The sequence below is a fragment of the Planococcus sp. BI3 genome (assembly GCF_056680115.1).
On record NZ_CM155266.1, the window covers coordinates 3357730 to 3383810 of the forward strand.

At 47.2% G+C, this 26081-nt stretch carries 24 protein-coding genes; 15 read left to right on the forward strand and 9 right to left on the reverse strand.

Annotated elements, in window-relative coordinates; translation table 11 throughout:
• Positions 1-5: 5 nt before the first annotated feature.
• Both AC1MEO_RS16820 and AC1MEO_RS16825 read left to right on the forward strand, forming a co-directional pair.
• A complete protein-coding gene (locus AC1MEO_RS16820) occupies positions 6-761 on the forward strand; it encodes a threonine/serine exporter family protein (RefSeq protein WP_480332606.1) in 756 nt (251 codons plus the stop codon).
• A gap of 12 nt (positions 762-773) precedes the next feature.
• A complete protein-coding gene (locus AC1MEO_RS16825) occupies positions 774-1241 on the forward strand; it encodes a threonine/serine exporter family protein (protein WP_480332608.1) in 468 nt (155 codons plus the stop codon).
• A gap of 116 nt (positions 1242-1357) precedes the next feature.
• On the opposite strand, the gene AC1MEO_RS16830 is transcribed toward AC1MEO_RS16825, so the two are convergent.
• Both AC1MEO_RS16830 and AC1MEO_RS16835 read right to left on the reverse strand, forming a co-directional pair.
• The gene (locus AC1MEO_RS16830; protein WP_480332610.1) at positions 1358-1573 is read right to left on the reverse strand and encodes a hypothetical protein; all 216 of its coding nucleotides are present in this window, start codon (positions 1571-1573) and stop codon (positions 1358-1360) included.
• Positions 1574-1691: 118 nt separating this feature from the next.
• On the reverse strand, positions 1692-3698 hold the full coding sequence (locus AC1MEO_RS16835) for a sensor domain-containing protein (RefSeq protein ID WP_480332612.1): 2007 nt from the start codon (positions 3696-3698) through the stop codon (positions 1692-1694).
• 166 nt (positions 3699-3864) lie between these two features.
• On the opposite strand from AC1MEO_RS16835, the gene AC1MEO_RS16840 reads away from it, so the two are divergent.
• The 6 genes from AC1MEO_RS16840 to AC1MEO_RS16865 all read left to right on the forward strand — a co-directional run bounded on the left by AC1MEO_RS16840 (position 3865) and on the right by AC1MEO_RS16865 (position 11186).
• Complete coding sequence (locus AC1MEO_RS16840) at positions 3865-4410, forward strand: copper resistance CopC family protein (protein ID WP_480332614.1); 546 nt, start codon at positions 3865-3867, stop codon at positions 4408-4410.
• Positions 4407-5468 carry a copper resistance D family protein gene (locus AC1MEO_RS16845; RefSeq protein WP_480332616.1) on the forward strand — a complete coding sequence of 354 codons (1062 nt, stop codon included), beginning with the start codon at positions 4407-4409 and terminating at the stop codon, positions 5466-5468. Before AC1MEO_RS16840 ends, AC1MEO_RS16845 begins: the two co-directional genes overlap by 4 nt.
• A gap of 54 nt (positions 5469-5522) precedes the next feature.
• Entirely contained in the window at positions 5523-6455 is a 933-nt protein-coding gene (locus AC1MEO_RS16850) for a DMT family transporter (RefSeq protein ID WP_480332618.1), read from the forward strand.
• 188 nt (positions 6456-6643) lie between these two features.
• Positions 6644-8371, forward strand: coding sequence for an ABC transporter ATP-binding protein (locus AC1MEO_RS16855; RefSeq protein WP_480332620.1), 1728 nt, complete (start codon positions 6644-6646; stop codon positions 8369-8371).
• Positions 8364-10187 (forward strand): ABC transporter ATP-binding protein, encoded by a 1824-nt coding sequence (locus tag AC1MEO_RS16860; RefSeq protein ID WP_480332622.1) that lies wholly within the window; start codon positions 8364-8366, stop codon positions 10185-10187. The genes AC1MEO_RS16855 and AC1MEO_RS16860 overlap by 8 nt, the downstream gene beginning before the upstream one ends.
• A 153-nt stretch (positions 10188-10340) precedes the next feature.
• Positions 10341-11186: a GNAT family N-acetyltransferase gene (locus AC1MEO_RS16865; RefSeq protein WP_480332624.1), complete on the forward strand. Its 846-nt coding sequence runs from the start codon at positions 10341-10343 to the stop codon at positions 11184-11186.
• A gap of 92 nt (positions 11187-11278) precedes the next feature.
• Here the strand turns inward: AC1MEO_RS16865 and AC1MEO_RS16870 are convergent, their stop codons facing one another.
• Positions 11279-11794, reverse strand: coding sequence for a YusW family protein (locus AC1MEO_RS16870; protein ID WP_480332627.1), 516 nt, complete (start codon positions 11792-11794; stop codon positions 11279-11281).
• A gap of 137 nt (positions 11795-11931) precedes the next feature.
• Between AC1MEO_RS16870 and kynA the strand changes: the two genes are divergently transcribed.
• Both kynA and AC1MEO_RS16880 read left to right on the forward strand, forming a co-directional pair.
• Positions 11932-12786, forward strand: a complete 855-nt coding sequence (kynA, locus tag AC1MEO_RS16875) for a tryptophan 2,3-dioxygenase (protein WP_480332629.1) — start codon at positions 11932-11934, stop codon at positions 12784-12786.
• A gap of 10 nt (positions 12787-12796) precedes the next feature.
• A complete protein-coding gene (locus tag AC1MEO_RS16880) occupies positions 12797-13516 on the forward strand; it encodes a glycerophosphodiester phosphodiesterase (protein ID WP_480332631.1) in 720 nt (239 codons plus the stop codon).
• A 63-nt stretch (positions 13517-13579) separates the two neighbouring features.
• On the opposite strand, the gene AC1MEO_RS16885 is transcribed toward AC1MEO_RS16880, so the two are convergent.
• The 4 genes from AC1MEO_RS16885 to AC1MEO_RS16900 all read right to left on the reverse strand — a co-directional run bounded on the left by AC1MEO_RS16885 (position 13580) and on the right by AC1MEO_RS16900 (position 17716).
• A complete protein-coding gene (locus AC1MEO_RS16885; protein ID WP_480332633.1) occupies positions 13580-14599 on the reverse strand; it encodes a DUF2804 domain-containing protein in 1020 nt (339 codons plus the stop codon).
• 135 nt (positions 14600-14734) lie between these two features.
• Positions 14735-15592, reverse strand: coding sequence for a DegV family protein (locus AC1MEO_RS16890; protein WP_480332635.1), 858 nt, complete (start codon positions 15590-15592; stop codon positions 14735-14737).
• 96 nt (positions 15593-15688) lie between these two features.
• Positions 15689-16261, reverse strand: coding sequence for a glycerol-3-phosphate acyltransferase (locus tag AC1MEO_RS16895; protein ID WP_480332637.1), 573 nt, complete (start codon positions 16259-16261; stop codon positions 15689-15691).
• Between the two features lie 78 nt (positions 16262-16339).
• Entirely contained in the window at positions 16340-17716 is a 1377-nt protein-coding gene (locus tag AC1MEO_RS16900) for a dipeptidase (RefSeq protein WP_480332639.1), read from the reverse strand.
• 150 nt (positions 17717-17866) lie between these two features.
• Here AC1MEO_RS16900 and AC1MEO_RS16905 point away from each other — a divergent pair, with 150 nt between their 5' ends.
• The 3 genes from AC1MEO_RS16905 (at position 17867) to AC1MEO_RS16915 (ending at position 21422) form a co-directional block, all read left to right on the forward strand.
• Positions 17867-19111 carry a CNNM domain-containing protein gene (locus AC1MEO_RS16905; protein ID WP_480332641.1) on the forward strand — a complete coding sequence of 415 codons (1245 nt, stop codon included), beginning with the start codon at positions 17867-17869 and terminating at the stop codon, positions 19109-19111.
• 217 nt (positions 19112-19328) lie between these two features.
• Positions 19329-19865, forward strand: coding sequence for an RNA polymerase sigma factor (locus AC1MEO_RS16910; protein ID WP_480332643.1), 537 nt, complete (start codon positions 19329-19331; stop codon positions 19863-19865).
• Between the two features lie 102 nt (positions 19866-19967).
• The gene (locus tag AC1MEO_RS16915) at positions 19968-21422 is read left to right on the forward strand and encodes a phospholipase D family protein (protein WP_480332645.1); all 1455 of its coding nucleotides are present in this window, start codon (positions 19968-19970) and stop codon (positions 21420-21422) included.
• 39 nt (positions 21423-21461) lie between these two features.
• Here AC1MEO_RS16915 and AC1MEO_RS16920 read toward each other — a convergent pair whose 3' ends face one another.
• Together AC1MEO_RS16920 and AC1MEO_RS16925 are read right to left on the reverse strand one after the other, a co-directional pair.
• Positions 21462-23030, reverse strand: coding sequence for an ABC-F family ATP-binding cassette domain-containing protein (locus AC1MEO_RS16920; protein WP_480332647.1), 1569 nt, complete (start codon positions 23028-23030; stop codon positions 21462-21464).
• Between the two features lie 37 nt (positions 23031-23067).
• Positions 23068-23250, reverse strand: a complete 183-nt coding sequence (locus AC1MEO_RS16925; RefSeq protein ID WP_480332649.1) for an SE1832 family protein — start codon at positions 23248-23250, stop codon at positions 23068-23070.
• Between the two features lie 145 nt (positions 23251-23395).
• On the opposite strand from AC1MEO_RS16925, the gene AC1MEO_RS16930 reads away from it, so the two are divergent.
• Both AC1MEO_RS16930 and AC1MEO_RS16935 read left to right on the forward strand, forming a co-directional pair.
• Complete coding sequence (locus AC1MEO_RS16930) at positions 23396-25219, forward strand: cation:proton antiporter (RefSeq protein ID WP_480332651.1); 1824 nt, start codon at positions 23396-23398, stop codon at positions 25217-25219.
• 151 nt (positions 25220-25370) lie between these two features.
• Positions 25371-25934, forward strand: coding sequence for an NADPH-dependent FMN reductase (locus tag AC1MEO_RS16935; RefSeq protein WP_480332653.1), 564 nt, complete (start codon positions 25371-25373; stop codon positions 25932-25934).
• The last annotated feature ends 147 nt before the right edge of the window (positions 25935-26081 follow it).

The window sequence follows — 26081 nt, forward strand, 5'->3', positions numbered from 1 at the left end:
CATACGTGGCGCAAATAGGAGAGACCAGGCGTGAACTCGCGTTGGATTGTTTTTTACTGGCTGGCAGAATCATGATGGAAAGTGGAGCTGAAACCTACCGTGTGGAGGATACGATGATCCGAATGGCTGTATCACAAAATATGGTGAACTCCCATTGCTTCGTAACACCGACAGGCATCATGTTTTCTCCAAGTGAAGAGCTGGCTACACGATTTGTCCGAGTCAATAACCAGAGCACCGACCTGGAACGGGTGGCGCTTGTCAATTCCGTTTCGCGGAAGCTGGTGGCCGGTGAATATACATTGCAACAAGCTTATGATGAAATGATGATCATTGACCAAACTAATTATCGAACTAGTATATGGGTGCAGACCCTAGCCGCTTCGGTGGCCAGTGCCTGCTTTTTTATTTTACTCGGCGGCAGTTGGAGCAATATTCCTTTTCCTTTTGTAATCGGTGGAATTGGATTTTTCATTGTGGATACCATTCTGACCGAAACACGGGTAAAGATTTTTGCCGAATTCATCGGCGCTTTTTTAATCGCAATACTCGCATCCATCGCTGTCTATACGGGATTCGCGACAAATTTGGATACATTGATCATTGGCTCCATTATGCCGCTGGTTCCTGGATTGCTGATTACCAACGCGGTACGGGATTTGATGGCAGGGTATTTTATATCCGGGTTGTCTAAGGGAGCCGAAGCTTTTTTGACGGCATTTGCCATCGGTGCAGGAGTCGCTGTGGTCCTATCATTTTAAGGAGGAGATCAGATGAACTGGCCATTGGAAGCATTTCTCAGTTTTTTGGCAGCAGGCGCGTTCGGCGTCATATTCAATGCCCCGCGCCGCACCTTGATCAGCTGTGGGCTGGTCGGCATGAGCGGCTGGCTCATCTACCGCGCATTCTTTCTGGCCTTTGATGATTCGGTTCAGGCTTCTTTTGCCGGAGCATTTGCCGTCTCCATAGTGGCTCATTTGCTGGCTAAGAAGTTTCGGATGCCGATGATCATATTCAGTATCGCGGGAATCATTCCTTTGGTGCCGGGGAGCAAGGCGTACAACGCCATGCGGAATATCGTCGAAAACAATTACCTGGAAGCCATCGCTTTTGCTTCCGAAGCATTGATGATTTCTGGAGCTGTTGCGATGGGACTGGTCTTTGCAGAAGTGCTGATGCAGCTGTACTTTAAGCGGCAGGCACGAAGAATACAGAGAAAAATGGGCCTGACACAAGAGTGATTCTTGTTTGTCAGACCCATTTTTATTTTGCGTTTTTTTATTGCCTAGCTCTTCGGGTCATAAGTCCACGGGATGCGGATCATGTAAGCGTTGCGACAGGAAGTCGCGCTTTTAGCTTACGTTCCTTTTGTTGGGCGCTTCCGCTTTTCTTTGTCCAGCTCCAGCGCCCAGCTCTTTGGGTCATAAGTCAGCCCTGCTGAGCGGCTGAAAACATGCCACTCTGCCGGTCTGCCTGTCAGAGCTACACGGGCGCTTCCGGTTTTCTTTGTCCAGCTCCAGCAGCCAGCCGCTCGAGTCGCTTCAGCCTTACCAGCAATGGCAAAGAACGCCATTACCGGTAAGGCTTCCAGCGCTTGTCGCGGGCCCGCAGGATGCGGGTCAGCTAACCGTTGCGACAGGAAGTCGCGTTCTTAGGTTAGCTTCTGCTGTTGGCTGCTTCCGCTTTTCTGTCTACCCCAACCATTTCTCTAAATCTTCTGCAGTCATCGGGTGACCGATGATGTAGCCTTGGAGGCTGTCGCAGCCCATGGCGCGCAGGAGTTCAAATTGTTCATTTGTCTCAACGCCTTCTGCTGTTACTTGGAAGTCGAGTGATTTGCCGAACTGAATCATGCCGTTGATCAGCTTTTGTATTTTTTCTTGTTTGGTGATGGATTGTATAATCATTTGATCTATTTTTAATGAAGAAATTGGCAGCATAAGCATATAGCGGAACGAAGCGTAACCAGTTCCGAAGTCATCTAATGCAAAGCTGATGCCTTGCTGGTGAAGAGTTTTCATTTGTGCCATGATTGAACGTTCTGCTTCCGCTTCGAGAGCGAACTTCTCAGTGATTTCAATCATTAATGAACTGGGCTCGCAATTATTGATCTTCAGTTGCTCGAGCAGCATTTTTGCCATATCCTTATCCCTGAATTCACGGATGGAGGAGTTGATGCTGATCTGCAGATCGATATCTTTTGATTTCCAGTCTTTTAATTGAAGGCAGGCTGTTTCGATGACAAAGCTGCCGATTTCATTGATCAGGCCATTTTCTTCTGCAATCGGTATCAATTCATCAGGTGTAACGATGCCGATTTCTGAATCGGTCCAACGCACTAATGCTTCGACGCGTTCTACTTTGCCATTTTTTAAATTGACCTGCGGCTGGTATAGAAGTTGCAAATTCTTACGGTCCAATGCATAAATCAGCCGTTTTTCGATAAGGGCTTTGCGGCTCAACCGTTCATGGTCATCGGATGTCAACGCAGAAATAGCACTGCCGCCACGATCTTTTACTTTTTTGATGGTCGCATAGGAAGCTTTGATCAGATGCATGAAGCTTTGCTGATCTTCTGGATATTTGGTGATGGCACCACTGATGGTCAAAGGTACCGCTGTCCCGTTCAGATAGATCGGGTGTTGCTGCAGGTAAGGGAGAAATCCTTCGATAAACCAATTGCTCAAAGGCGTCACTAGAGCGAATTCGTGTAAACCGGCGCGCGTAATGATGGAATCGGAAAAGTACATCCGCAGGCGCTTGGTGAATTCGATGAGCAGCTCGTTTTCAGTATCTGTATCCGAAACATCACGCAGCGTATAGAAGCGGTCAATATTCAGGAAGATGAAAGAGAAGTGTCGGCCTTCCTCTATGTATTCATTGACTACCTGCTCAAGGCGGTGGCGATTTTTTAAACCGGTCACAGGATCGATAAATGCAATCTCCTCTAGATGCTTTTGGGCATTCTTATTTGCTGTGATGTCTTTTTCCAGGAAGATATAGTACGTGTCATCGCTGGACAGCTGCATAGGAATCGCTGTCAAATCAACCCAATAAATTTCGCCGTCTTTTTTCACTTTTTTCGCTTCGCCGTTCCAGACATTTCCTTCTCTTAACGTGGACAGAATGGAATCGACAAATTGGACATCTGCTTCACCGTCTCCGAACATATGCCAGACAGGTTTGCCTAATATCCGTTTGGGTGTCCACTTGCTCAATTTCAAAAACAAGGGATTCGCATAGGTGATCAGAAATTCCTGATCAAAATAAAGCAGCATGAACGAGTCATCCAAACCGTTTCGTAAATGGTTTAATTCTTTGGGAGCAGAGCCTTCTTCATCCGCTTCATCCAGTTCATAGATCGTCATGACGAACTGTTCGTTGTCGGAAGTATAGGATTTGGCTACTACTGTTGTATATGCTTTTATGCCATCGCCCAATTCTATTTCCACATCTTCAAATCTTACCGGTTCCTCAGTATGTAATAATTTGTCCCACGAATGCTTGCTTAATGCTGCTTTTTCGGGATTCATATAAGGAGAAAGCAGTCCTTTGACCGCCTCAGATTTTATTTGAAAAACGTTCTCGGCATACTGGTTGCACCAGGAAATAAAGCCGTTTTTATCAATTATGATAATGGGGAAAGGGATATGGTTAAAAACGAGGTTATCAGCCAGTTTTCCTTGCAATTCACTCATTCTTTGACGCTCCTTAACCGTAGTGTACTTTCATTATAAAGAAGAAAAGGTCTATCGTCATCCTTTTCAAAATAATCTCTACAGGAAATTCACGGATTTTTCACTATCCTTTCGTGGTTAATCGTGAGAGAATAGGCTTAAATCATATGAAAATAGAGGTAAGAAGATGCTAAACAAATTTATTGTATTATTATTCCTAATATTAATTATACCTTTTTCGGTTCAAGCGCATACAACTTTGTTGTCTTCCACGCCAGCAGAAGGCGAAAATGTAACGGAAGCTATAAAAGAAGTCCAGTTGGTGTTTGGAACGAAAATTGAAGAAGGCAGCACGATGACCATTGAAGGAGAAAGCGACTCTTTCGAATTCGACAGCATTGCCATCACGGATGATTCGATGTTGGGGGATTTCAATGAAACCTTGCCCAATGGATCGTATCGCATTCTTTGGAATATCATCGGAGAAGATGGGCATCCGATCGAAGGTGAAATTGCTTTCGGTGTCTCCATCGAAGCTGAGGAAGAAGCAGCAACAGAAACAACGGCAACTGAAAAGGCTGAAGAGCCGGCAGAGCCAATTGTTGTGCCTTCAGAAGAAGCAGCAGAAGTTCAAACTGAAGAAGGCGGGAATTTGCTTGTGACGGTTCTGCTTTTACTGGTTGCGGTGTTGGTTGTCTACGGAATCTATAAATTACTGATGAAGAAGAAATGATATTTTTTACTGCATTTGCTGATGTCTTGCTGTATCTTGCCTTTTCATACTTGGCAGGCTCGATTGTGCTTCAATTTGTGCCAGAAGACCGGAAACCGCCGATGGCTGTCTCCAAAGTTCTGCTGCTGCTCAGCACCGCAGGCATCGTATTGCTGTCATTTTTGCCGGTCCACGAATTGGCTTTATTTCTCCAGAGCGGCCAAGGTTGGGGAGAGTCTTACCTAAATGCCATTACCGGGTTTCGTATCGGGCAGGGATGGGTGATCACCTTGCTGCTCAGCATCATCTTAGCTTTGTCGATCTATTTGGGAGGCAGCCGGAATATCCAGGCATTGTTTTTGTTCCTGCTCATCTTGACTGTCGGTTTTTACAGCCATATTTCGACGCTTGACCTGTGGACTGGATTTGCTCTTCATTCGATCCATATTCTCTTCATGGCAATGTGGGCAGGAGTTTTGCTCCATATCGCATGGTTTGCAAAAGAAGGAACGGATTGGCGCCGGTTTCTGTCGTGGTTCACGCCATTTGCCTTTTTCTGTGTAGCGTCGGTTATTGCCAGCGGAATTATCATCATGTTCTTTTTCGTGGCTCCTGCCGATTATGCGAATTCCTGGGCTTTGCCTTATGGCCAGCTGCTGCTGCTGAAGCATCTAAGCATCATACCAGTACTGCTGGCAGCTTTGATCAATGGATTTCTCAACAAACAGAAAGTGTTTCAGCAGGCCTGGCTGAAACTTGAAAGTATATTGCTGCTGATCGTCTTTGTCTTTACTGCTTTTATGAGCAAGCAAGCGCCGCCTCATGACGTCAATGATACGCTGCGGATTGAAGGCGCCGGCTGGTTTATTGAAAAGTTGTCGGGACCTTTATACATTCCGCTCACTGCAGGAATGGATTGGACGTTGAATGGCTCGCTGTTGTTGGGACTGAGCTTGCTCTTGTTGGCATTGATGCTGCTGAGCTTTTCCCGTCAATTGAATGCCTGGCTGTCGCTATTATTCAGTATTGGGTTCATCTTCAGTTTTTATGTAGGATTGATGTTGAATCTTTCATTTTAATCAATTGCCGGCCAATCTCTCGGGATTGGTTTTTCTATGGAAAGGAGTGCAGAAATGAAGCGTTTAAAAGGAATTTCCATGATATTGATCGGGGCCATGCTGTGGGGAGCTACAGGCCCCTTGATGGAATGGACAATGGAAATTTACGGTATTTCTGTGCCATTTCTTTTAACCATTCGTTTGACCGTGGCAGGTCTTTTATTGCTGGGGTTCCTGAAGCTGAAAGGCGTCCGCATCACAGCTGTCTTCCGCAACAAGTATTGGGTTCGGCCTTTGCTGATCTTCTCCATATTGGGAATGCTCGGTGTCCAGTACAGTTTTGTCGCGGCCATTGAAGCAAGCAACGCCGTAGTGGCGACATTGATGCAGTTTTTGGCTCCTGTTTATGTAATCTTGTTTGTTTCCATCACCCATAAAAAAATGCCGCCAAGCTACCAGATTATTGGGATGTTGGGCACTTTAGCCGGTTTATTCCTATTGCTGACCAATGGCAGGCCCGATCAGCTGATCATCAGTGGAGAAGCATTTTTCTGGGGAATCCTGGTGGGGCTGGCTTTCACATTTTATACACTCTATCCTGCGCGGCTGATGCAGGAATGGGGAGTCTTGCTTGTTGTCGGATGGTCGATGCTGTTTGGCGGAATCTTCCTGGGACTGGTAAACCCGATTTTTCTGTCAGATGAATGGCCGATCCTGACTGAAGTGCCGGTTATCGGTGCCATCCTTGCAATCATCGTCATCGGAACAGCCGCTTTCGTCCTGTTCCTCAGCAGCATGCGCTATATCACGGCCGTTGAGACCAGTATCCTGTCATCACTTGAGCCTTTAACGGCAATGGTCATTTCCATATATTGGTTTGGCCAGGTCTTGTCGCCGATTCAATTGCTCGGTGCATTGTTGATGCTGGTGTTCGTCACGTGGCTGTCGCTTGCCGGCAATCCGAAAAAGAAAAAAGGGCAGGCTCATCAGCCGCAGTCTTCTGAGTAAACTCTGACAAAGCAAACGATGCTTGCTGATTTCTGAAGTCTTGCCTCCATAATTTTTCTGTCAGCGATGCCGCTTAAGGGGGCATCGCTTTTTTGCGCAAAAACAGAAATCCCTATTCGATATCTGAAAATTATGGCATACTATTCAATACAAAGGTTCGAGTTTCGAAACGTTTAGGAGGCACTCCCATGAAAACAGTTTTTTCGTATGCCAAACCATATAAATTTTACATTGTCATTGCGTTGATTTTAATGCTTCTGGAACTGACGGTTGAATTAATGCAGCCGCTTGTCATCGCCAGCATCATCGACCAAGGCATCGTCGCAAGAGACCGGGACGTCATCATTCAGCTGGGAATCGTGCTGATGGTTTTATCGGCCATCGCATTCGTTTCCGGAATCGTCAATTCCTATTTTGCGGCGCATGCCTCACAAAGCTTCTCGTTCGATCTGCGCCAAGTCCTTTACGGGCGGATCCAATCATTTTCATTGGCGACGTTCAATAAATTCCCGGCTTCCGGGCTGATTACACGGTTGACGAGTGACGTCACATTGGTCCAGCAGGTCCTTTATATGGGGTTGCGGATTATGCTGCGTGCTCCTTTGCTGGTGGTGGGAAGCATGGTCATGGCATTTGTCGTCAACCCGAAACTGGCTTTCTATTTGGTGATCGTTTTTCCGTTCCTGCTTATTTTTTTGTATGTCATGGTCAAAAAAGGCGTCAGCTATTTTGGGTTTGTCCAAAAACGGCTGGACCGGGTCAACCGGATCGTTCAGGAAAATCTGCAGGCGGTGCGCCTGATCAAAGCCTATCTGCGGGGCAAATATGAAACCAACCGCTTTGCTGAAGTAGCTGATTCTTTAAAAGTGGATACAGTGAAGGCATTCAGGATTATGGAAATTATCCTGCCCATTTTATTATTCGGCATGAACCTTTCCTTGCTGGCCGTTTTATGGTTTGGGGCATTTGAAATCCGGAGCGGCGGAGCGCAGATTGGGGAATTGGTCGCCATCGTCAACTACGCGATGCGGATGACGGGCGCTTTCTCCATGTTTTCCTTCATCATCATGATTTTTGCCCGTGCCAAAGCTTCTTCCGAGCGGCTTGAAGAAGTGCTGCTGGCGGAAGATGTCCGTGAAAAAGAGGAAGTTGGAGAAAGTCGAGCCATCCGCCGCGGTGAAATCCGTTTCGACAATGTTTCATTCACCTATCCGGAAACCTCACGCCCTGTACTGGAAAACGTCTCTTTCCATTTGAAAGCCAATGAAAAGCTGGCGATCATGGGAGCGACGGGGGCGGGGAAATCGTCCTTGCTGCAGCTGATTCCGCGGTTCTATGATGCAACCGGCGGAACGGTGTCGGTGCATGGCCGGGATGTTACAGAATGGTCGCTGCGGGAATTACGCAAAACAATCGGCATCGTGCCTCAGCAATCGCTTCTGTTTACAGGAACCATTTCCAATAATCTATCGTGGGGCAAAGATGAAGTGGTGCAGGAGGAACTGGCCGATGCAGCGATCAAAGCGCAGATCCATGAAACGGTGGAACGCTTTCCGAAAGGCTATTTTACCCGCGTCGGGCAAAAAGGCGTCAATTTATCCGGTGGCCAAAAACAGCGCTTGTCAATTGCGCGCGCATTGGTCCGTAAGCCGTCGATTTTGATATTGGATGACAGCACAAGCGCATTGGATGTTAAAACCGAAGCGGCATTATGGGAAGAGCTGGACCGGGAAGAGGCGACGATGCTCATGGTCACGCAAAAAATCAGGACGGCGATGAGAGCCGACCGCATCTTGCTGTTGGAAGATGGCGTCATCTCGGCTTACGGCACACATGAAGAGCTGATGAAGAGTTCGGAACTGTATCGCCAGATTGCGATGTCCCAGCAAGAAGAGGAGGTTGATGAATATGTTTGATGCCATTCGCCGTCCTTTCGGCCATGAACCGATCTTGACGAAAGAAGACTTGCAGAAAAAGAAAAACAAGAAAACGGAGCGGGCGGAAAACTGGAAATCAACGCTGCTGCAGATCTGGAAACTGGTCGATGAACAGCGCTTCCTGCTGATCGTGGTATTGGCACTTGTTTTTGTCAGCTCCGCTTTGGCATTGCTCGGTCCGTATTTAATCGGCTTCATCATAGATGAATACATCGTTCCCCAAAGCTTTACTGGCATGGGAATCGTGGTGCTGTGGCTGATTGTCGTGTACATTGGGCATTCTGTTTCGTTGTATCTTCAGAATTTCTGGATGGTGGGGATTGCCCAGCAAGTGATTTACCGTATGCGGACACGGCTCTTTTCACATCTCCAGCGGCTGCCGGTGACTTTTTTTGATAAGCGGCAGCACGGGGAATTGATGAGCCGGATGACGAACGATATTGAAAACGTTTCTTCGACATTAAACACGTCTTTCATCCAAGTGTTCTCCAGCGTTTTGACTTTGACCGGTACGGCTGTTGTCATGCTGACACTCAGTCCGTTATTGACTTTGTTGACCTTAATCATCATTCCGCTCATGTATATTTCCATTCAATGGATCACCAAGCGCACAGGCCCTCTCTATAAAGAGCAGCAGAAAGCCATTGGGGAATTGAACGGGATGATCGAAGAAACGATTTCAGGACAAAAAATCATCAAAGCATTTTCGCAGGAGCCCCGGGTTATGGAAGAGTTCCGGGAAAAAAGCGAGCGGCTTCGGCATGCCGGATTCTGGGCATGGACCTATGCCGGGTTCATTCCAAAAGTGATGAACTTCCTCAATAACGGCAGTTTTGCAATTGTGGCTGGTGTCGGGGGAATCCTGGCGCTCAACGGTTCTGTATCGATCGGGGTCATCGTAATTTTTACGGAGTACTCCCGGCAATTTACACGTCCGCTGAACGACCTGGCCAACCAATTCAATACCGTACTGTCCGCAATCGCCGGCGCTGAACGGGTTTTCTCCATTATGGGCGAGACCGAAGAAAAGGATGACCAGGTCTTCAATGTCGAAAAGAAATTGGAAGGCGAAGTGGCCTTCGATCGTGTGTCCTTTAAATACGAAGGAGCGGAAGAAGACTGGACCATCCGCGATGTCAGCTTTACCGTCGGCATTGGCCAAACCGTGGCGCTTGTCGGGGCAACCGGTGCAGGGAAAACGACCATCATGCAGTTATTGGCGCGCTTCTACGATGCCGATGAAGGCGAAATCCGCCTGGACGGCACACGGATTGCTGACATGCCGCGCGAAACATTGCGCAAACAGATCGCTTTTGTGCTGCAGGATCCGTTCCTTTTCGAAGCGACCGTCAGTGACAATATCCGCTACGGCAAATTGGACGCTACGGATGAAGAAGTGATGGCGGCGGCAAAAGGCGCCAACGCCCATGACTTTATCGAAAAGTTGCCGAATGGCTACGACACCATCTTGACCGGAGACGGTTCGATGATCAGCCAGGGCCAGAAGCAATTGCTGTCGATTGCCCGCGCCTTGATTGCCGACCCGGTCATCCTGTTGCTGGATGAAGCGACGAGCAGCATCGATACCGTCACCGAACTGAAGATACAGGAAGCGTTGGAGCGGCTCATGGCGGGACGCACCAGCTTTGTCATCGCCCACCGGTTGAATACCGTGCGAAAAGCCGATTTGGTTTTGGTCATGGAGATGGGGAAATTGGTGGAATCCGGTACACAGCAGCAATTATTGAGTAAAGACGGCATTTACGCCAATATGCTGGCCGACGCCAAATTATAAAGAAGAGCCAAGCCCAACTAAATGGGCTTGGCTTTTTTCGCGCCATCGCTTACATTCCGCGGGCTATATGATACGATGAAAATAAAGAGGCATTTTATTCAACTGGAAATTCGAAACCAGTGAATATTAAACGTACACTGAGGAGGCATCCCAATGGATTTATCGTTATCAATCGTTTCATTCCCGGTAGATGAACAAACAGCGGGGGATATGGCGCAATTGCTGAAAGAACTGCCGGAGCAGCAAAGAATGGTCCTTCATCCATCCCTATGGAGAGCAGCGGAGGCAAGAGGTTTTGCTGTGATTGCCTACACGGGTCAGGAAGAGTTGATCGGCTTTGCCGCAGCGGCGGATATGGTCGGGCTGCATCATTACGAGTGGTCGCTGTTTGTCCATCCGGATTACCGCAGAATTTCGCTTGGGACGGCTTTAGCAGATGGTGTATCCCACGCCTTGTCGCAGCGCCAGGCTGAAAGCGAGTTGGCGGCTTTTGCAGACGACGCCGAAATTGCTGCATTCATGGAAAAGATCGGCTACGGTCCAGACTTCAATGAAATCCTTCTTTCTGCAGAACCATTGCCCGGGAATCCTTTGCCTGACGGACTGGAAATTGTTCCTTACGAAGGGGCAGATGAAGCGCTGACCGAGCTGCTGAGGGCGGCATTTGATGATACGATCCTGCCGATTCTGCAGCACAATATGGTAGATCCGGAAAGGGAGATCTGGCTGCTTCAGAAAGAAAACCAGCTGGTTGCCACTGCCACGCTGCTGACTGAAGAAGGAGCGTTATGGGTGACGGCTTTTGCTGTGCATCCTGACCAGCAGGGCAGCGGCTATGGCAAACTGTTCTTGAAATGGTGCCGGAATCTGGCTTCCGATCGGGGTTTGGCGAAAGTCTTGCTGGATGTTGAAACGGATAATAAAGCACTTCATGTCTACGAAAAATCAGGATTTGAGCGGATACAAACCATTTCTTATTGGAAACGTGAAACCGTCTAACAAAAAACCATCCGCCTGTGCCCGACTCAGGAAGCCGGGTATGCGAATGGATTTTCATGCAGCACTAGCTGAGAGTTTATCCGGATGCTGAATCAATTTCCGGTTTGTCTGTATTCTTTGTCTGTACCGTCAGGATACCGGACTTCAATTTCGATTTCGGTAAATCCGTCTTCAATTCCAAAAGCTTCAATGACTTGCGTGATCGCTTCGTCATCGGGCGTATCCGTTGTCAGCTCCAATTGGCTGAGTCCAGGTTCAATTTCATCCATGGCATCATTTCCTGATAGGTCTGTTTCTGTCATTTGGTTTTTATATTCGGCTTCCACTTTATCGCGGTCTTCTTCGTAAGTGATTTCGATCATATCGTCCATATCAGGAAAGTCGACATTGACATCAAGCTCGGTAAAACCGAATGTTTCACCGCCGATACTGTCCTGGTCCAATCCGCCTTCAGGAGAAGCATTTTCCGTACCTCCGGGATCGGCCGGCTGCTCCTGGCTTTCATTGTCCACAGGTTCTGTTACTTGTTCGTCATCACCACAGGCGGCCAGCAGCAAAGCAGAAGAAAACAGCAAAGGCATCACTATATTTTTTTTATTGAAGATCATCCGACTCCATCCTTTCCCTTAGCTTATACTTATTACTATGCACATTCCCGAATTTTCTGGATTTAATCAATAGTTTGCAGAAAAGGCACCAACCGAGACCAGCAGAGACCAAGCCGAGATTGAACGGAGCAACTTTGATGAACAACTACGAAAATGGACAGAATATCGCCGCAGCAGCCGAAAAAAACATCCGCACAGATTTTAAGGAAAGCATGACCTATGGTGAATACTTGCACTTGGATAAGCTGTTGACGGCCCAAGACGGCGTCAGTGGCCATCATGACGAAACCCTATTCATCATCATCCACCAAGTATCCGAGCTGTGGATGAAGCTGATTTTGCATGAACTGCAGGCAGCCATCGACAATATCAATAAAGACGACCTGCAGCCGGCGTTCAAGCAATTGGCCCGGGTATCGCGCATTCAATCGCAGATTATCCAAGGCTGGGATGTGCTGTCGACATTGACGCCTGCTGAATACATGGAGTTCCGTGATGATTTGGGGAATGCCAGTGGATTCCAATCTTACCAGTACCGCATGATTGAATTTGCTCTTGGCTACAAAACCAAGCATGTGCTGAAGATCTATGAAAAAGATGCGCCGCTTCACGTGGAACTTGAAAAAGCATTCAACGCGCCGGGCCTTTACGACGCAGCCATTCAAAAACTGGCCAGAAGCGGTTTTGCCATCGATGAAGAAATACTGCAGCGGGATGTCAGCATGGTCTATGAATCCAATGAAAGCGTGCGCGACGCATGGAAAACAATCTATCGTGACGTGGAGACCCATTGGGAGCTATACCAGCTGGCAGAGAAATTAGTGGACATTGAAGACTGGCTGCAGCAATGGCGGTTCCGCCATATGAAGACAGTGGAACGTGTGATTGGATTCAAGCAGGGAACTGGAGGCTCTTCAGGAGTCAATTACTTGAAGAAAGTTCTTGATCAATACTTCTTCCCTGAACTATGGGAAATACGGACAGATATTTAGGAGGGGTTTTGTGAAGATCTACGCGCATAGAGGTTGCTCAGGCGCCTATCCGGAAAATACATTAGTGGCCTTTCGCGCAGCGGCAGAATTGCCGATTACAGGTGTCGAAATTGATGTGCATTTAACCAAAGACGGTGAAATTGTTGTTATTCACGATGAAAAAGTCAATCGCACCACAAATGGCAAAGGCTATGTAAAAGAAATGACCTTAAAAGAATTGCGTGAGCTCGATTGCGGTTCCTGGTATTCCGAGGAATGGAGCGATGAAAAAATTCCGACCTTGGATGAGGTATTCGATATTTTTGAAGAAACCAACCATCGGCTGAATATCGAATTAAAGACCGATGTCTTTCCATATGACGGATTAGCTGATAAAGTGGTCGAGCTTGCTGCCGAGCGCGGATTTACAGACCGTGTACTGATATCTTCCTTTAACCACGAAGATATCCAGTCTATCGTCCAAGGAAAACAGGTGGAAAGTGCCATCCTCACCTTTGAAGTGCTGGTGGATGTCTACGATTACGCACGTGTCATTGGGACGAAACGGATCCACGTTTCCCTGCCATCGGCTTTCAGAAGAATGACCACGGACGCTTTGCGAAAAGGCGCCATCGTCTATGTCTATACAGTCAATGACCTGAGCTACGCAGAAGAACTGCAGAAAATCGGCGTCCATGGAATCTTTACGGACCATCCGGAAAAGATGCTGGCACATTTGGGTGAAAGTTGACCTGACTTATTATATTTTTCCACTAAAAAGACGAATTGGATTTCTCCAATTCGTCTTTTCATTTTACCATTTAGCGTAATGCTCCTCGATGGAACCGAGAAGCTGGGTGATTTTCAGTTTTTTGCCATCGGGATAACGGACATAGCCATTATAATAGCCGAATAATTGATGGACTTCTGATTTAACGAGACGTGCGTCGGTTTGTGAAACACGTTCAAAAAACGGAGAGAACGTCAGCTTGACGTCATCAGAGAATTTGGTGTGGACCAGCCAAGGTTTCTTATAGTCTTCCTTGTCGTAATGAAACAAAACATCTTCGTGGATTTTCGTCATTTTGCCATTCACGAAAAAAGCATTTTCCGTCATTCCTGTGCCATCGGTCCATTTCCCGCCTAAATTCAGGGCAATCACTTTTCCGAGCGACCGTTGAGAGGCCATTCCCCAATTCCAAAGAGATTCCCGGGGCCAGACACCTCGGCCATAATCCAATACGGCAAAGCTGTCGAGCTTTTCAAACTCGAAGCGCTGGCTGCCGATTTTCACCATTCCGTTGACCGGAAGGGACGTATGCTTGCCGGTGAACTGGAAGGTTTGGCGATTCCAGGGAACGACGACGTTCAAGGATTCGTAATCCTTGGGATGGGAGATGACCAGAATCGCTTCCAGATCTTCCCCATCAAAATCTTTGACGCTGACCGTTAAATGCGTCGCATCCTGGCTGTATACTGATTCAATGGTCATGGTGTCACTGCGGAAGTAGCAGGGATCCAGTGCGTTTTCAGATAATTTTACATGTCTTGTAAAAGGAACCACAATCGTTTTTTCAAAAAATCGCTGCGTTTCATAATTAAGGAAATAAACAAAGCAGACAGTTGCGTAATCCAAATGGGAAATTGTTGCTGAGAATAAGATTTCGTCTCCAAACACGCACCAATAATTCCATTTTTTCTTCCGCATGAAATTTCCGCGTAAATTGCTTTCCACCAATGGCTGCTTGGCATAACCAATGGCTTTTGGATTTAATTGGCCTCTTGCATCACAAAGTTTTACAAATTCAGTAAGCTCTCGCTCCACATGTTGCATTAAATCCACCTCACCATCATTCTTCTACTCTTATTGTAGCAGAACAAAAGAGGAATATCCGGTAAAGGACGGCTGATTCAGCCGAAAAGTCTGAAAAATAAAAATCAATTATGAGTCAATAGACCTATTCACCTTCTACAAATCATCCCGGCGCCACTGGAATGCCAATGTGCCTTCTCCTGCATGGACAGCGAGCGATGAACTCAAGTCCCCAATCAAAATGTCGGCATCCGGCATCACTTTCAACAACTCTTGTTTGAGGCTTTCGGCTTCTTTCATAACATGGCCATGCATGATCTGGAAGCGCCGGATGCCATGTTCTTCATAGTCTTTTTTCGCATGGTTGATCAAATACTGAATGGCTTTTTTATGGGAACGGACTTTATCGATGGGCTGGAGCTCGCCTTCAGAGGTAAGCTGGACAATCGGTTTAATCTGCAGCAGGCTTCCCAAATAATACTGGGCTCCGCTCATTCGGCCCCCTTTGTAGAGCTGTGTCAGATTGCCAATTAAGATGTAATTGCGGAAATTAGCAGTTTCTTTTTCCAGGCGTTTTGCGATTTCCTCTGCTTCCAACCCTTGTTCTTGAAGTTTGAGGCCGCGCTCAATCAGGCCTGATAAGCCGTAGGACAGTGCCAGCGAATCGATGGCGTAGACTTTGAACTCGCTCATTTCGGCGCCCACAGTAGAAGAGGCGATTGTGCCGCTGAGCTTTGCAGAAGCATGGACAGCAATTGCGCATTCATACTCTTCTTTTAACTTGTCATACAGCTCGGCAAATTTCCCTGCGGACGGCTGGGAGGTTTTGGGGAAGTCAGACGCCTCTTTGATCCGCCGATAAAGTTCATCGTTCGTCAAGTCCACCCCGTCATCAATGAATTCTTCAGTGCCAAAATGAATATTCAACGGAACGATATAAACGTCCGGATGAGCCTTGAATTCCTCTGTAACAAATCCTGTTGTATCCATAACCCAGGCAATTGGTTTTTTCATCATAAAAACCCCTATCTTTTTAGAATAATTAGAATACAAAAACTATAACATGGATAGTATTCCTGCGGTAGCAATAGCCGTCGGAAGTGGATTTTCCTATGCAGAAGAGGGGCGGAATCGCTTGTTGAACGATTCCACAATATCCACTTTATGCTTAATTACAATAATAAAAATGGCTACCATCAAGGGCCAGACGATGAGCCAGACCTGAAGGATGATGGCCATCAAGATAAAGCCGGAAAAACTGGCGAGCATCGATAAAGTCGCGCTTTTGAGCCAGGGATAAAATGCCAGAAACAGAATAAGCATCGCCAGAAATAAATCCGGTGTCAAGCAAAATGTGACACCGATAAAAGCGGCGATTCCTTTGCCGCCGCGGTATTTGAGCCAGAACGGGAATAGATGGCCCAGAATGACAGCGAGACCAGCCACAGCGATTTCCCAGATGGAGAACCCGAAAAAGAACCCAATCCAGACAACCAACGCCCCTTTGCCGGCATCACCAAGAAAGGTCAGGATAAAGGCGGATTTTCCAAGGATGGCACCGGCATTCCGCGCTCCCAGATTGCCGCTGCGCTGCTGCCGCAAATCGACGCCTTTCCATTTGCCGATCCACCAGGCTGTCAAAAAATTACCGATAAAATAGGACAATAGCCAGTATACAATCATGAGAGAGCCTCCAATTTCAAAATAAAAACAGAGTATAAAAGCCTTCCCAGCATAACGGGAAGGCTTTTATAGAAAAGTTTAGTTTAACTCTGCAGCTTCGAAGAGGTAATCGCTGATGACGCGAAGGCCTTTATCGAAGTTTTCCAAATGGAAATGTTCATTGGGTGCATGGAAATTCTCTGAAGCAAGCCCGAAGCCCATCAAGACGATCGGCAAGCCAAGAATTTCATCGAATGCTGCAACAATCGGAATGGATCCGCCCATGCGCGTGAACGCAGTCGGTACGCCATAGATTTTTTCATAAGAGCGGCCGGCTGCCTGGATGGCGGGATGGTCGAATGGCGTCAGGAAAGGTTTTCCTTTATCAAACTCAGAAATCTCAACGGTGACGCCTGCAGGTTTATGGGAGTCAACATGCGCTTTCAGTTTTGCGACGATGTCGTCGGGGTCCTGATTCGGCACCAGACGGCAGGTGATTTTCGTGCTGGCTTCTGCGGGCAATACGGTTTTGATGCCTTCACCTGAAAAGCCCCCGGTAATGCCGTTGACTTCAAGTGTCGGGCGAATCCACGTACGCTCCACGAAAGAATAGCCTTTTTCGCCGAAGTCTTCTGAAATGCCGATCTCTTTTTTCTCATGCTCCAGGTCGAACTCAAGCGCCGCAAATTCTTCGCGCTCTTTATCGGAGACCTCGAGTACGTCGTCGTAAAAACCTTCCACTTGAATCAAGCCTTCTTTGTCACGGAACGATTGCAGGATTTCAACGATGGCATGCAACGGATTTTGGACTGCGCCGCCGTATAATCCGGAATGCAGATCGCCTTTTGGCCCTTTGACATCGATCTGGATGCCGGCAAGCCCGCGCAATCCGTAGCAGACAGCTGGGCGTCCTGGCCCTTGCATGCCGGTATCAGAAATGACGATGACATCAGCTTTCAGTAATTCCTGGTTTTCTTCGACATATTTCGGAAGGTTCGGACTGCCGATCTCTTCTTCACCTTCGATGATGAATTTGATATTGACCGGCAATTCACCGTTCAACTTCAGAAGAGCCTCAGCAGCTTTGATGTGCATGAAGACCTGTCCTTTGTCGTCGCTTGCGCCGCGGGCATAAAGTTTATTGTCGCGCACTTGCGGTTCAAAAGGAGCCGACTCCCACAAATTCAGGGGATCGACCGGTTGGACATCATAATGGCCGTATACCAGAACGGTCGGTTTGCCTTCTGCATGGAGCCAGTCTGCATAAACAACAGGATGCCCATCAGTTTCATCGATTTTCGCATTTTCCATGCCTGCACTTTCCAGTGCGGTGATCAGCCATTCTGCCCCTTTTTGCATATCCGCTTTATGTTCGGATAAAGAGCTGACAGAAGGGATGCGCAAAAACGTTTTTAATTCTTCCAGATGTGCTTCCCGGTTGTCTTTAAAGTATTGGTCTATGGCTTGAGCGTTCATCAAAGATCCCTCGATTCATTAATTTTAAGTATGAAAAAATTATAACATACCAGGTTTTGGTTTTCGACAAGTGGAAATTGGCTATGGTATAGTGTTTAGTACGGAAAGAGTTCGTAAAATTATGTGTTTAAGGCACTGGAGGAAATAAAATTGTTTATAGCATTAGGTATCTTTTTGATGATGTCGTTCTTTCTATCGGGAAGCGAAACGGCATTAACCGCAGTAAATAGGATGAAGGTCCATCTTCGCGCAGAGCAGGGTGACATTAAGGCACAGAAACTGCAAAAGTTAATTGCGAAGCCGGACCGAATGATTACAACAATCTTAATCGGCAACAATATTGCCAACATCATGCTGCCAACATTAGTGACTACAATTGCTATTACGCGGGGATGGGAAGTCGGAGTTGCGACTGCTATTCTAACGGTCATTCTGATCATTTTTGGGGAAGTGCTGCCAAAAACAATTGCAGCGACATTCTCTGATAAAGTGGCGTATATCGTTTTTCCAGTCATCAGTTTCTTGGTGGTCGTATTAAAGCCTTTAACTTGGTTACTGGCACAATTTACAAATATCTTTATTCGCATCATCTCCAAAGGTTCTGTGAAAGAAGCGACTATGACAAAAGAAGAGTTGCGGACAATGGTTGATATTGCATCAACTGAAGGGACTTTCGAAGAAGACGAATCTGAGCGCATCAAAGGAGTTCTGGATTTCCCGCACAAAGACGTGTCGGATGTCATGTCGACTCACCGGACGGATACAGTGGGGATTGCCATCGGCTCAACCTATGAAGAGGTCCGTGATTTGATTTTGGATTCTTCCTATACACGCTATCCGGTTTATGAAGAAAGCATGGACAATGTCGTCGGTTTGTTTTATTCGAAAAAACTGATCGAATGGTCGATGAACCCGAATTTGACGCTGGAAGAGCTGATGGACGATAATCCTTTGTTCGTAGTCCAGTCAGTGAGCGTGGAAAAAGTCTTTAAAATGATGATGGCGAAGAAGAAACACATGGCGGTTATTTTGGATGAATACGGTGGAACACTTGGAATTGTCACGCACGAAGACATTATCGAAGAAATGATCGGCCAGGATATCGAAGATGAAACGGATGTAGAAGATGATGAACTGGTGTTTGAAATGACGGATACCTTGTTGTCGTGCCACGGCCGCCTTGAGATTGAAGATGTTAATGACATGTTCAAAGTGGAAGTGCCGAATGACCACGATACCATCGCCGGTTTTGTCATGCAGCAGCTTGGGCATGTGCCGGATGAAGGCGAGCAGTTCACCTATGAAAATCTTCACGTAGAAATCAATGAAATGGACCGAAATCGTATTGTCCGCTTAACAATGACGAAAACGGATAAAGAAGAAGCGTTGGCATAGAAAATCCCCTGTCCTCGGACAGGGGATTTTTTTGTTCCAGATCTAATCAATAGGGAAAATGCCTGTTTATAAAAAGTTCCCTTTATTACACCTTTGTAAGGAGAATGAAAGCAGATGCGATAGAGTGAAAGGGAAACTTCCGTCAAGATAAGGATATAAGAGAAAGCGAAAGCAACAACTGCTTCGCTGGACAAGCAGAACGGACGGGGGCACGATCATGGAAACGCTATACACAGAATACAATCGGTACATTTATCATTTATGTTTGAAACTGACACGCAATAAAGCCGAAGCGGAAGATCTGATGCAGGAAGTTTGGCTGAAAGTTGTACGCTATGAATCTTCGATTGCTGAAGTGGATCATGTAAAGGCATGGCTGACGACAATCTGTATGAATACGTTCCGTGATCGTTACCGCAAAAACGTACGGCGCAGCAAGCATGTGATCCAGCAGCCGGAAGGTTTGGACGTATCGCTGCTTGATTTGATTCCTTCTGATTCAACGGGAGTGGCCGAACTGCTGGAAAAACAGGATGTTTCCGTCATGATCCGCCACAAGATTGCAGAGTTGGATACGATATACCGTACGACCATCTTGTATTTTTATGTTCATCAATATTCACTGATTGAAATTGCGGACGCCATGAAAGTATCGATCGGTACAGTGAAATCCCGCCTGTTCCGCGGCAAACAGCGATTAAAGGACATGCTGATGGAAGACGACCGGACACGTGAATATGTCGTGGTCATCTAATATAAAAAGAAAACAACCGAAAATTCGGTTGTTTTTTTTATGGAAAATATTTTAAGGATTTTATTCTCTGACTGGTTATAATATACAGGAGGGGGAAAGTCCATGAAAAAGAAAAAGTTTCAGAATTGGAGCAGAAGAAGGCGGATTGTTATGGGCACCGTCGGCATTCTGGCATTCCTTTATATCGCCGTCATCGCATGGCAGACTTTCAAGCCCTTGCCTGAAGGAATTTCAAGCGCAGGCGACCTCCATGCGGTTGAGCAGGTTGAAATGATTTATGATTTGTCTTATGCCCAAGATAAAGAAGGCACGGAAACAGAAAGTGAATTGCGGATATTCAATGAAATTTACGACATGATTGATGAGGCGGAAGAATTCATCGTCCTCGACCTTTTCCTTTTTGATAATTACAATGATCAGGACACGGATTTCCCGGCAGTAGCAGAAACTTTGACCGATCATTTACTCGACAAAAAAGAAGAAAATCCGGATTTTCCCATCTACTTTATTACAGATCCGCTGAATTATGGCTATGGATCCTATGAAAATCAATTTCTGGGTACATTGGAAGACGAAGGCGTCGAAGTCATCACTACAGACCTCGACAAGCTGCGCGACTCCACCCCGCTGTATTCCGGATTTTACCGGGTGATTTTCCAATGGTTTGATGCCGGCGGAAAAGGCTGGGTGCCGAATGGGATGTCGAGTGACGCACCCGACTTAACGGTGTCCTCTTATTTGAAGATGATGAATATCAAAGCCAATCACCGGAAAGCGGTCATTACGGAAAGGGAGGCATTGATCAGTTCGGCGAATCCCCACAATGCCAGTGGTCTGCACGGCAACATGGCCTTTAAAGTCAGCGGACCCGTCCTGAATGATATTCTCGAAGCGGAAGAAGCCGTATCCCTATTTTCTGGTGGGCCGGAGCTGCCCAGAATTGAGGCGGCTGAACAAGAGGGTGACTATCAAGTACAGTATTTGACGGAACGGAAAGTGCTGGATGCTTTGCTTTCGGATATTGAAGGGACAGCAGAAGGCGACACCATCCAATTGGCGATGTTCTATATCTCTGAAAGCAGTGTCGTCAATGCCTTGACAGACGCGGCCAATCGGGGAGTGGACGTCCGCTTGATCCTGGATGCCAATGAAAATGCCTTTGGTACTGAAAAAACCGGATTGCCGAACCGGCCGGTAGTTCATGAAATGCTGGCAGAGACGGAAGATCGTTTGCAGGTACGCTGGTATAATGCGGTGGTCGGACAATTCCATACAAAATCCATCATGATCCAAACACCTGACCAAACAATCATTTCAGGCGGTTCCACGAATTACACGGAGCGGGCGTTCAATGATTATAATCTGGAAAGCAATATCCGGATTGTCGCTCCGAACGGCAGCGAGCTGACTGGAGAAATGGAAACTTATTTTGATCGATTATGGGACAATGAAGACGCATTATATACATTGGAAACTGAAGAATACCAAGACGATTTCACATTTTGGCAACGCGGAATCTATGGATTCCAAAAACTATTCAAATTGACGACGTATTGAAAAATGCCTCTTCCGGAAAACCGGAAGAGGCATTTTTATTTATTTTGGCTGTACCTGTTGGCCTGCTGCGATCCATTCTTCAACGTCCCAGACTTTTGTTGCCAAGTCTTCGTAGAAGTCGGGTTCGTGGCTTACCAGAACGATGGTGCCTTTATAAGCTTGCATCGCGCGTTTCAGTTCAGCTTTTGCATTGATGTCCAAGTGGTTGGTCGGCTCATCGAAAATCAGCCAATTGCTTTCTTCCATCATCAATTTGCAAAGACGGACTTTGGCTTGTTCGCCACCGCTCAGCTGTGTCATCGGGCGCGAAATATGTTCGTTTTTCAAGCCAGTACGGGCAAGGGCACCGCGCACTTGGCCCTGGTCCATGCTCGGATAAGCGGCCCAGATTTCATCAAGCGGCGTATGGGTCGGTGCTTTGACTTCCTGTTCGAAATAACTCGGAGTCAAATATTCACCGCGCAGCACATCACCATCAAGCGGTTTGATTTTGCCAAGCATCGTTTTCAGCAAGGTCGATTTCCCGACACCGTTCATGCCGACAAGAGCGATTTTTTCGCCGCGTTCAATCATAAAGGTCAACGGCGGCAGGAGCGCCTTGTCATAGCCGATGGAAAGAGCTTCCGCTTCAACGACGTAACGGCTCGGGCTGCGTGTTTCCTTGAAGGCGAATTGTGGATTTGCCGCAACTTCCGGCTTGTCGATGCGATCCATGCGGTCCAGCTGTTTCTGGCGGGACTTGGCACGGCCGGTCGTCGAAGCACGCGCTTTGTTTTTCGCAATAAAAGTCTCGGTTTTCTTGATCATGTCTTCTTGTCTTTCATAGGCATCCAGATGCTGTTGCTTGCTCAATTCCGCAAGTTCGATGAATTTTTCGTAAGTCGCTGTATAGCGCGTCAAACGTGAAAATTCCAAGTGGAAGATAACGCTGGTAACGCTGCTCATAAATTCCGTATCATGCGAAATCAACAGGAAAGCATGCGGATAGTTCTTCAAATAATTGACGAGCCACTGGATATGCTCTTCGTCCAGATAGTTGGTCGGCTCATCCAAAAGCAATACTTTCGGCTTTTCAAGAAGCAGCTTCGCCAAGAGCAGCTTGGTGCGCTGTCCACCTGAAAGGGCTTCAACATTGCGGTCAAGGCCGATTGCATCAAGGCCAAGGCCGCGAGCGATTTCTTCAACTTTGCCGTCAAGGGTATAAAAGTCTCCAGCATCCAAAGCGTCCTGCGCTTCCGCCATCAGCTCCAGCAGTTCTTCAAGGCGTTCAGAGTCGGCATCGCCCATTTGCATGGCGATATCGTTCAATTCCGCTTCTTTCTGGTAAAGAGGCAGGAACGCGTCCTGAAGAGTTTCGCGAATTGTGCGTCCAGACTGCAGCTCCGTGTGCTGGTCCAAATAACCGTAATGCGTCCGTGGCTGCCATTCAACACGCCCATCATCGTGGATGATCTTGCCTGTTAAAATATTCATCATTGTCGATTTCCCGACACCGTTTGCTCCAACTAATCCAACATGTTCGCCTTCGACCAATCGGAAAGATACATCGTTGAAAAGTGTCCGGTCACCGAACGTGTGGCTTAAATTTTCTACTGTCAATAAACTCATTTAATAAATTCCTCCAATATCATAAAAAAAATCGCGGTTACAGATCCGCGAGTTTTTTGTTTAATTCCGCAAGTTGTAGTTCCATTTTTTCCAAACGCAATTCCGCTTTTTCCAGCATTCCAGTATGTCCAGTCGTTTCAAGCTTTTCGATATCACCTTGATGGTGGACATAATCCATCTTCAGCTCAGCAATTGTGTATTCCAATTCCTGTTTGTTCACAAAATCACCCTTATTTTTCTACCAGTGTAACACAAAAACACAAAAGTTGAATCTTTTATGATTTTCCTTCACTATATAAAACCTGTATAATTCCAAAAAAAGCAAAAGGAAGTGACTTGCCATCGATACTTTATTATTCGATTTGATGCTCATTATTTTTCTGGGGGTGCTCTCCCAATGGATCGCTTGGCGTTTTCAACTTCCTGCCATTGTGCTGATGTCGATTGCCGGGCTCTTGGTTGGACCGATATTCGGCATCATCGATCCAGCTGAAAGTTTCGGAGATCTGTTCAATCCCTTTGTTTCATTGGCAGTAGCCATCATCCTCTTTGAAGGCAGCCTGAATTTGAATTTCAAGGAAATCCGTACCTTCGGCAAACCCATTTTACGGATTGTCACGCTGGGCGCGTTCATCGCCTGGATTGTGGGTTCCCTGGCGGCGCATTATATCGCCGGTTTATCGTGGGCGGTGGCCTTCGTCATTGGCGGGCTGTTCATCGTCACCGGGCCAACCGTCATCCTGCCATTGCTGCGGCAGGCAAAATTAAAATCGCGTCCAGCGGCCATCCTGAAATGGGAAGGCATTATCGTGGATCCTTTCGGAGCGCTCCTGGCTTTGTTCGCGTTTCAGTTTGTGCTGTTCGCCATTGGCGACGTAACAGCGTCCGCCTTTGGCCTGTTCTTCCTGGCCTCCCTGTTTGCAGTCGCACTTGGCGCCGGAGCCGGAGGGCTTATGGGGCTGATGTTCGAGAAGGGGCAGATGCCTGAATTTCTGAAAGCGCCAATGGTTTTTGGTGTAGTTTTACTGACTTTTGTCGTGTCGGATATGGTCATGCACGAAACGGGGCTGCTGGCAGTGACCGCTATGGGCATGATCATGGCCAATATGAATATTGCTTCAATCAATGATATGCGCCATTTCAAGGAAAATATTTCGGTCTTGTTGATTTCCAGTATTTTTGTCATGCTGACCGCTTCGTTAAGCCTCGGTGTATTGATTGAAATCTTCAATTGGCAAATCATTTCATTCGTATTGGCGACCTTGTTCATCGTTCGCCCCTTATCCATTTGGCTGTCGACAATCGGCACCGAATTGACCATTCAGGAAAAGACCTTGGTCGGTTGGATTGCACCGCGCGGCATCGTGGCATTGACGGTTTCCGGTTATTTTGCGGGAGTCTTGCTGGATGCTGGTTTTGCGGATGCGGAACTGCTGACGGCCCTGACCTTTGCACTGGTCTTTTCGACTGTGGTTGCCCATGGTTTCACCATCGGCTGGCTGGGCAGGAAGCTGGGTCTGGCGACTGCCGACGAACCTGGCATCATCATCGTTGGGGCCAGCCGGTTCGCAACCAAGCTTGGTGAAGCGCTGGCTGATTTCAATAAAAACGTGCTGATCATGGATCCTTCCTGGGGGCGTCTGCAGGGAGCCCGCCAAGTCGGGTTAAATACTTATGCCGGTGAAATCCTGTCGGAGCACACAGATTATGAAGTGGAATTGACGCCTTACGAGACGATGATTGTCGCTACTGAAACCGACTCCTACAATGCACTTGTCGTCAATAACTTTGTCCCTGAACTGGGGCGCGCAAACCTTTACCAGACGGCGATCCATGAAGGTGATCCAGCCGACTTCCATTCTTCTTTAAGCGGCCGGACCCTGTTCGGGGAAACGTGGAACATCCACGAGCTGGAGATGAAGGTAGAACAAGGCTACACGATGCGCAAAACGCAATTGACAGCGCAGTTCAGCTTCGAGGACTTCAAGGGCAAATGGACTGGCGAAACCATTCCGCTGTTTATCCAGCGGCCGCAGGGCAAAATTGAATTTTTCGCTGAAAACAATAAGCTCGAGCCGAAAGCGGGAGATACCGTCGTCAGCTTCACTTCACCTATCCGCCAGTCGGACCGGACACAAGAGCGATTGGAAAATAAACGTTTCAAGCTCGCCACTCAGCCTAAAGAATGAAATCATCCGCTCCTAAGCTTTTCAATGCGTATTGTGAAACAGGGTTTGTTATGATTAAATCAAACGGATTGTTGCGGATCTTTACAATGATTCGGCTTGCCACATACACAACCAACAGCTACTTTGCGCATTTTGAGGAGGACATAGGATTATGAAGGTTTTATTAGTAGACGGAACAATTTTGGGCAGCAAGACCGGTGCCATTCTGGAGCAGGTGCAGATTTACATCAAGGAGTTCAATCCGGAAATGGAATTACGGATTTTAAAACTGGCCGATTACGACCACCAATTCGTCGATGGCCGCCCGCTTGGCGAATACAATGACAGCATGCAGGAAATCGTCCGCCGCTTTGAAGATGCCGACGGCTACATCATCGCGTCGCCGATTTTCCAGGGATCGATCCCCGGTGTCCTGAAAAATACATTTGATATGCTGCACCCGCGCACGATGCGCTACAAGCCGGTATCGATCGTCGCGAACGGCGGCACCTACCAGCATCACCTGGTCATCGAAAACCAGCTCAAGCCGATTCTCGATTATTTCCGCTGCCTGGTGACGCCGAACTACGTCTACACCCATACCAGCCATTTCGATGACACCAACACCATCACCAATGAAGACGTCCACAACCGCCTGCGCGAGCTGGCCCGCGTCTTTGTGCAATACGCCGAGATGAGCAAGCATCTGTCGAAGGAAACGCTGGATAATCCTTGATTGATGAGAAAAACCTCCCTTTGTGGGAGGTTTTTTTGTTTGTGTTCCGCTGGAAATGAAATACGTTCCATAAGCCTGGAAATACGATTCGTTAGGAATAGGAAACGACCCACAGCCACGCATATATGATCCATTGAGCCCGAAATA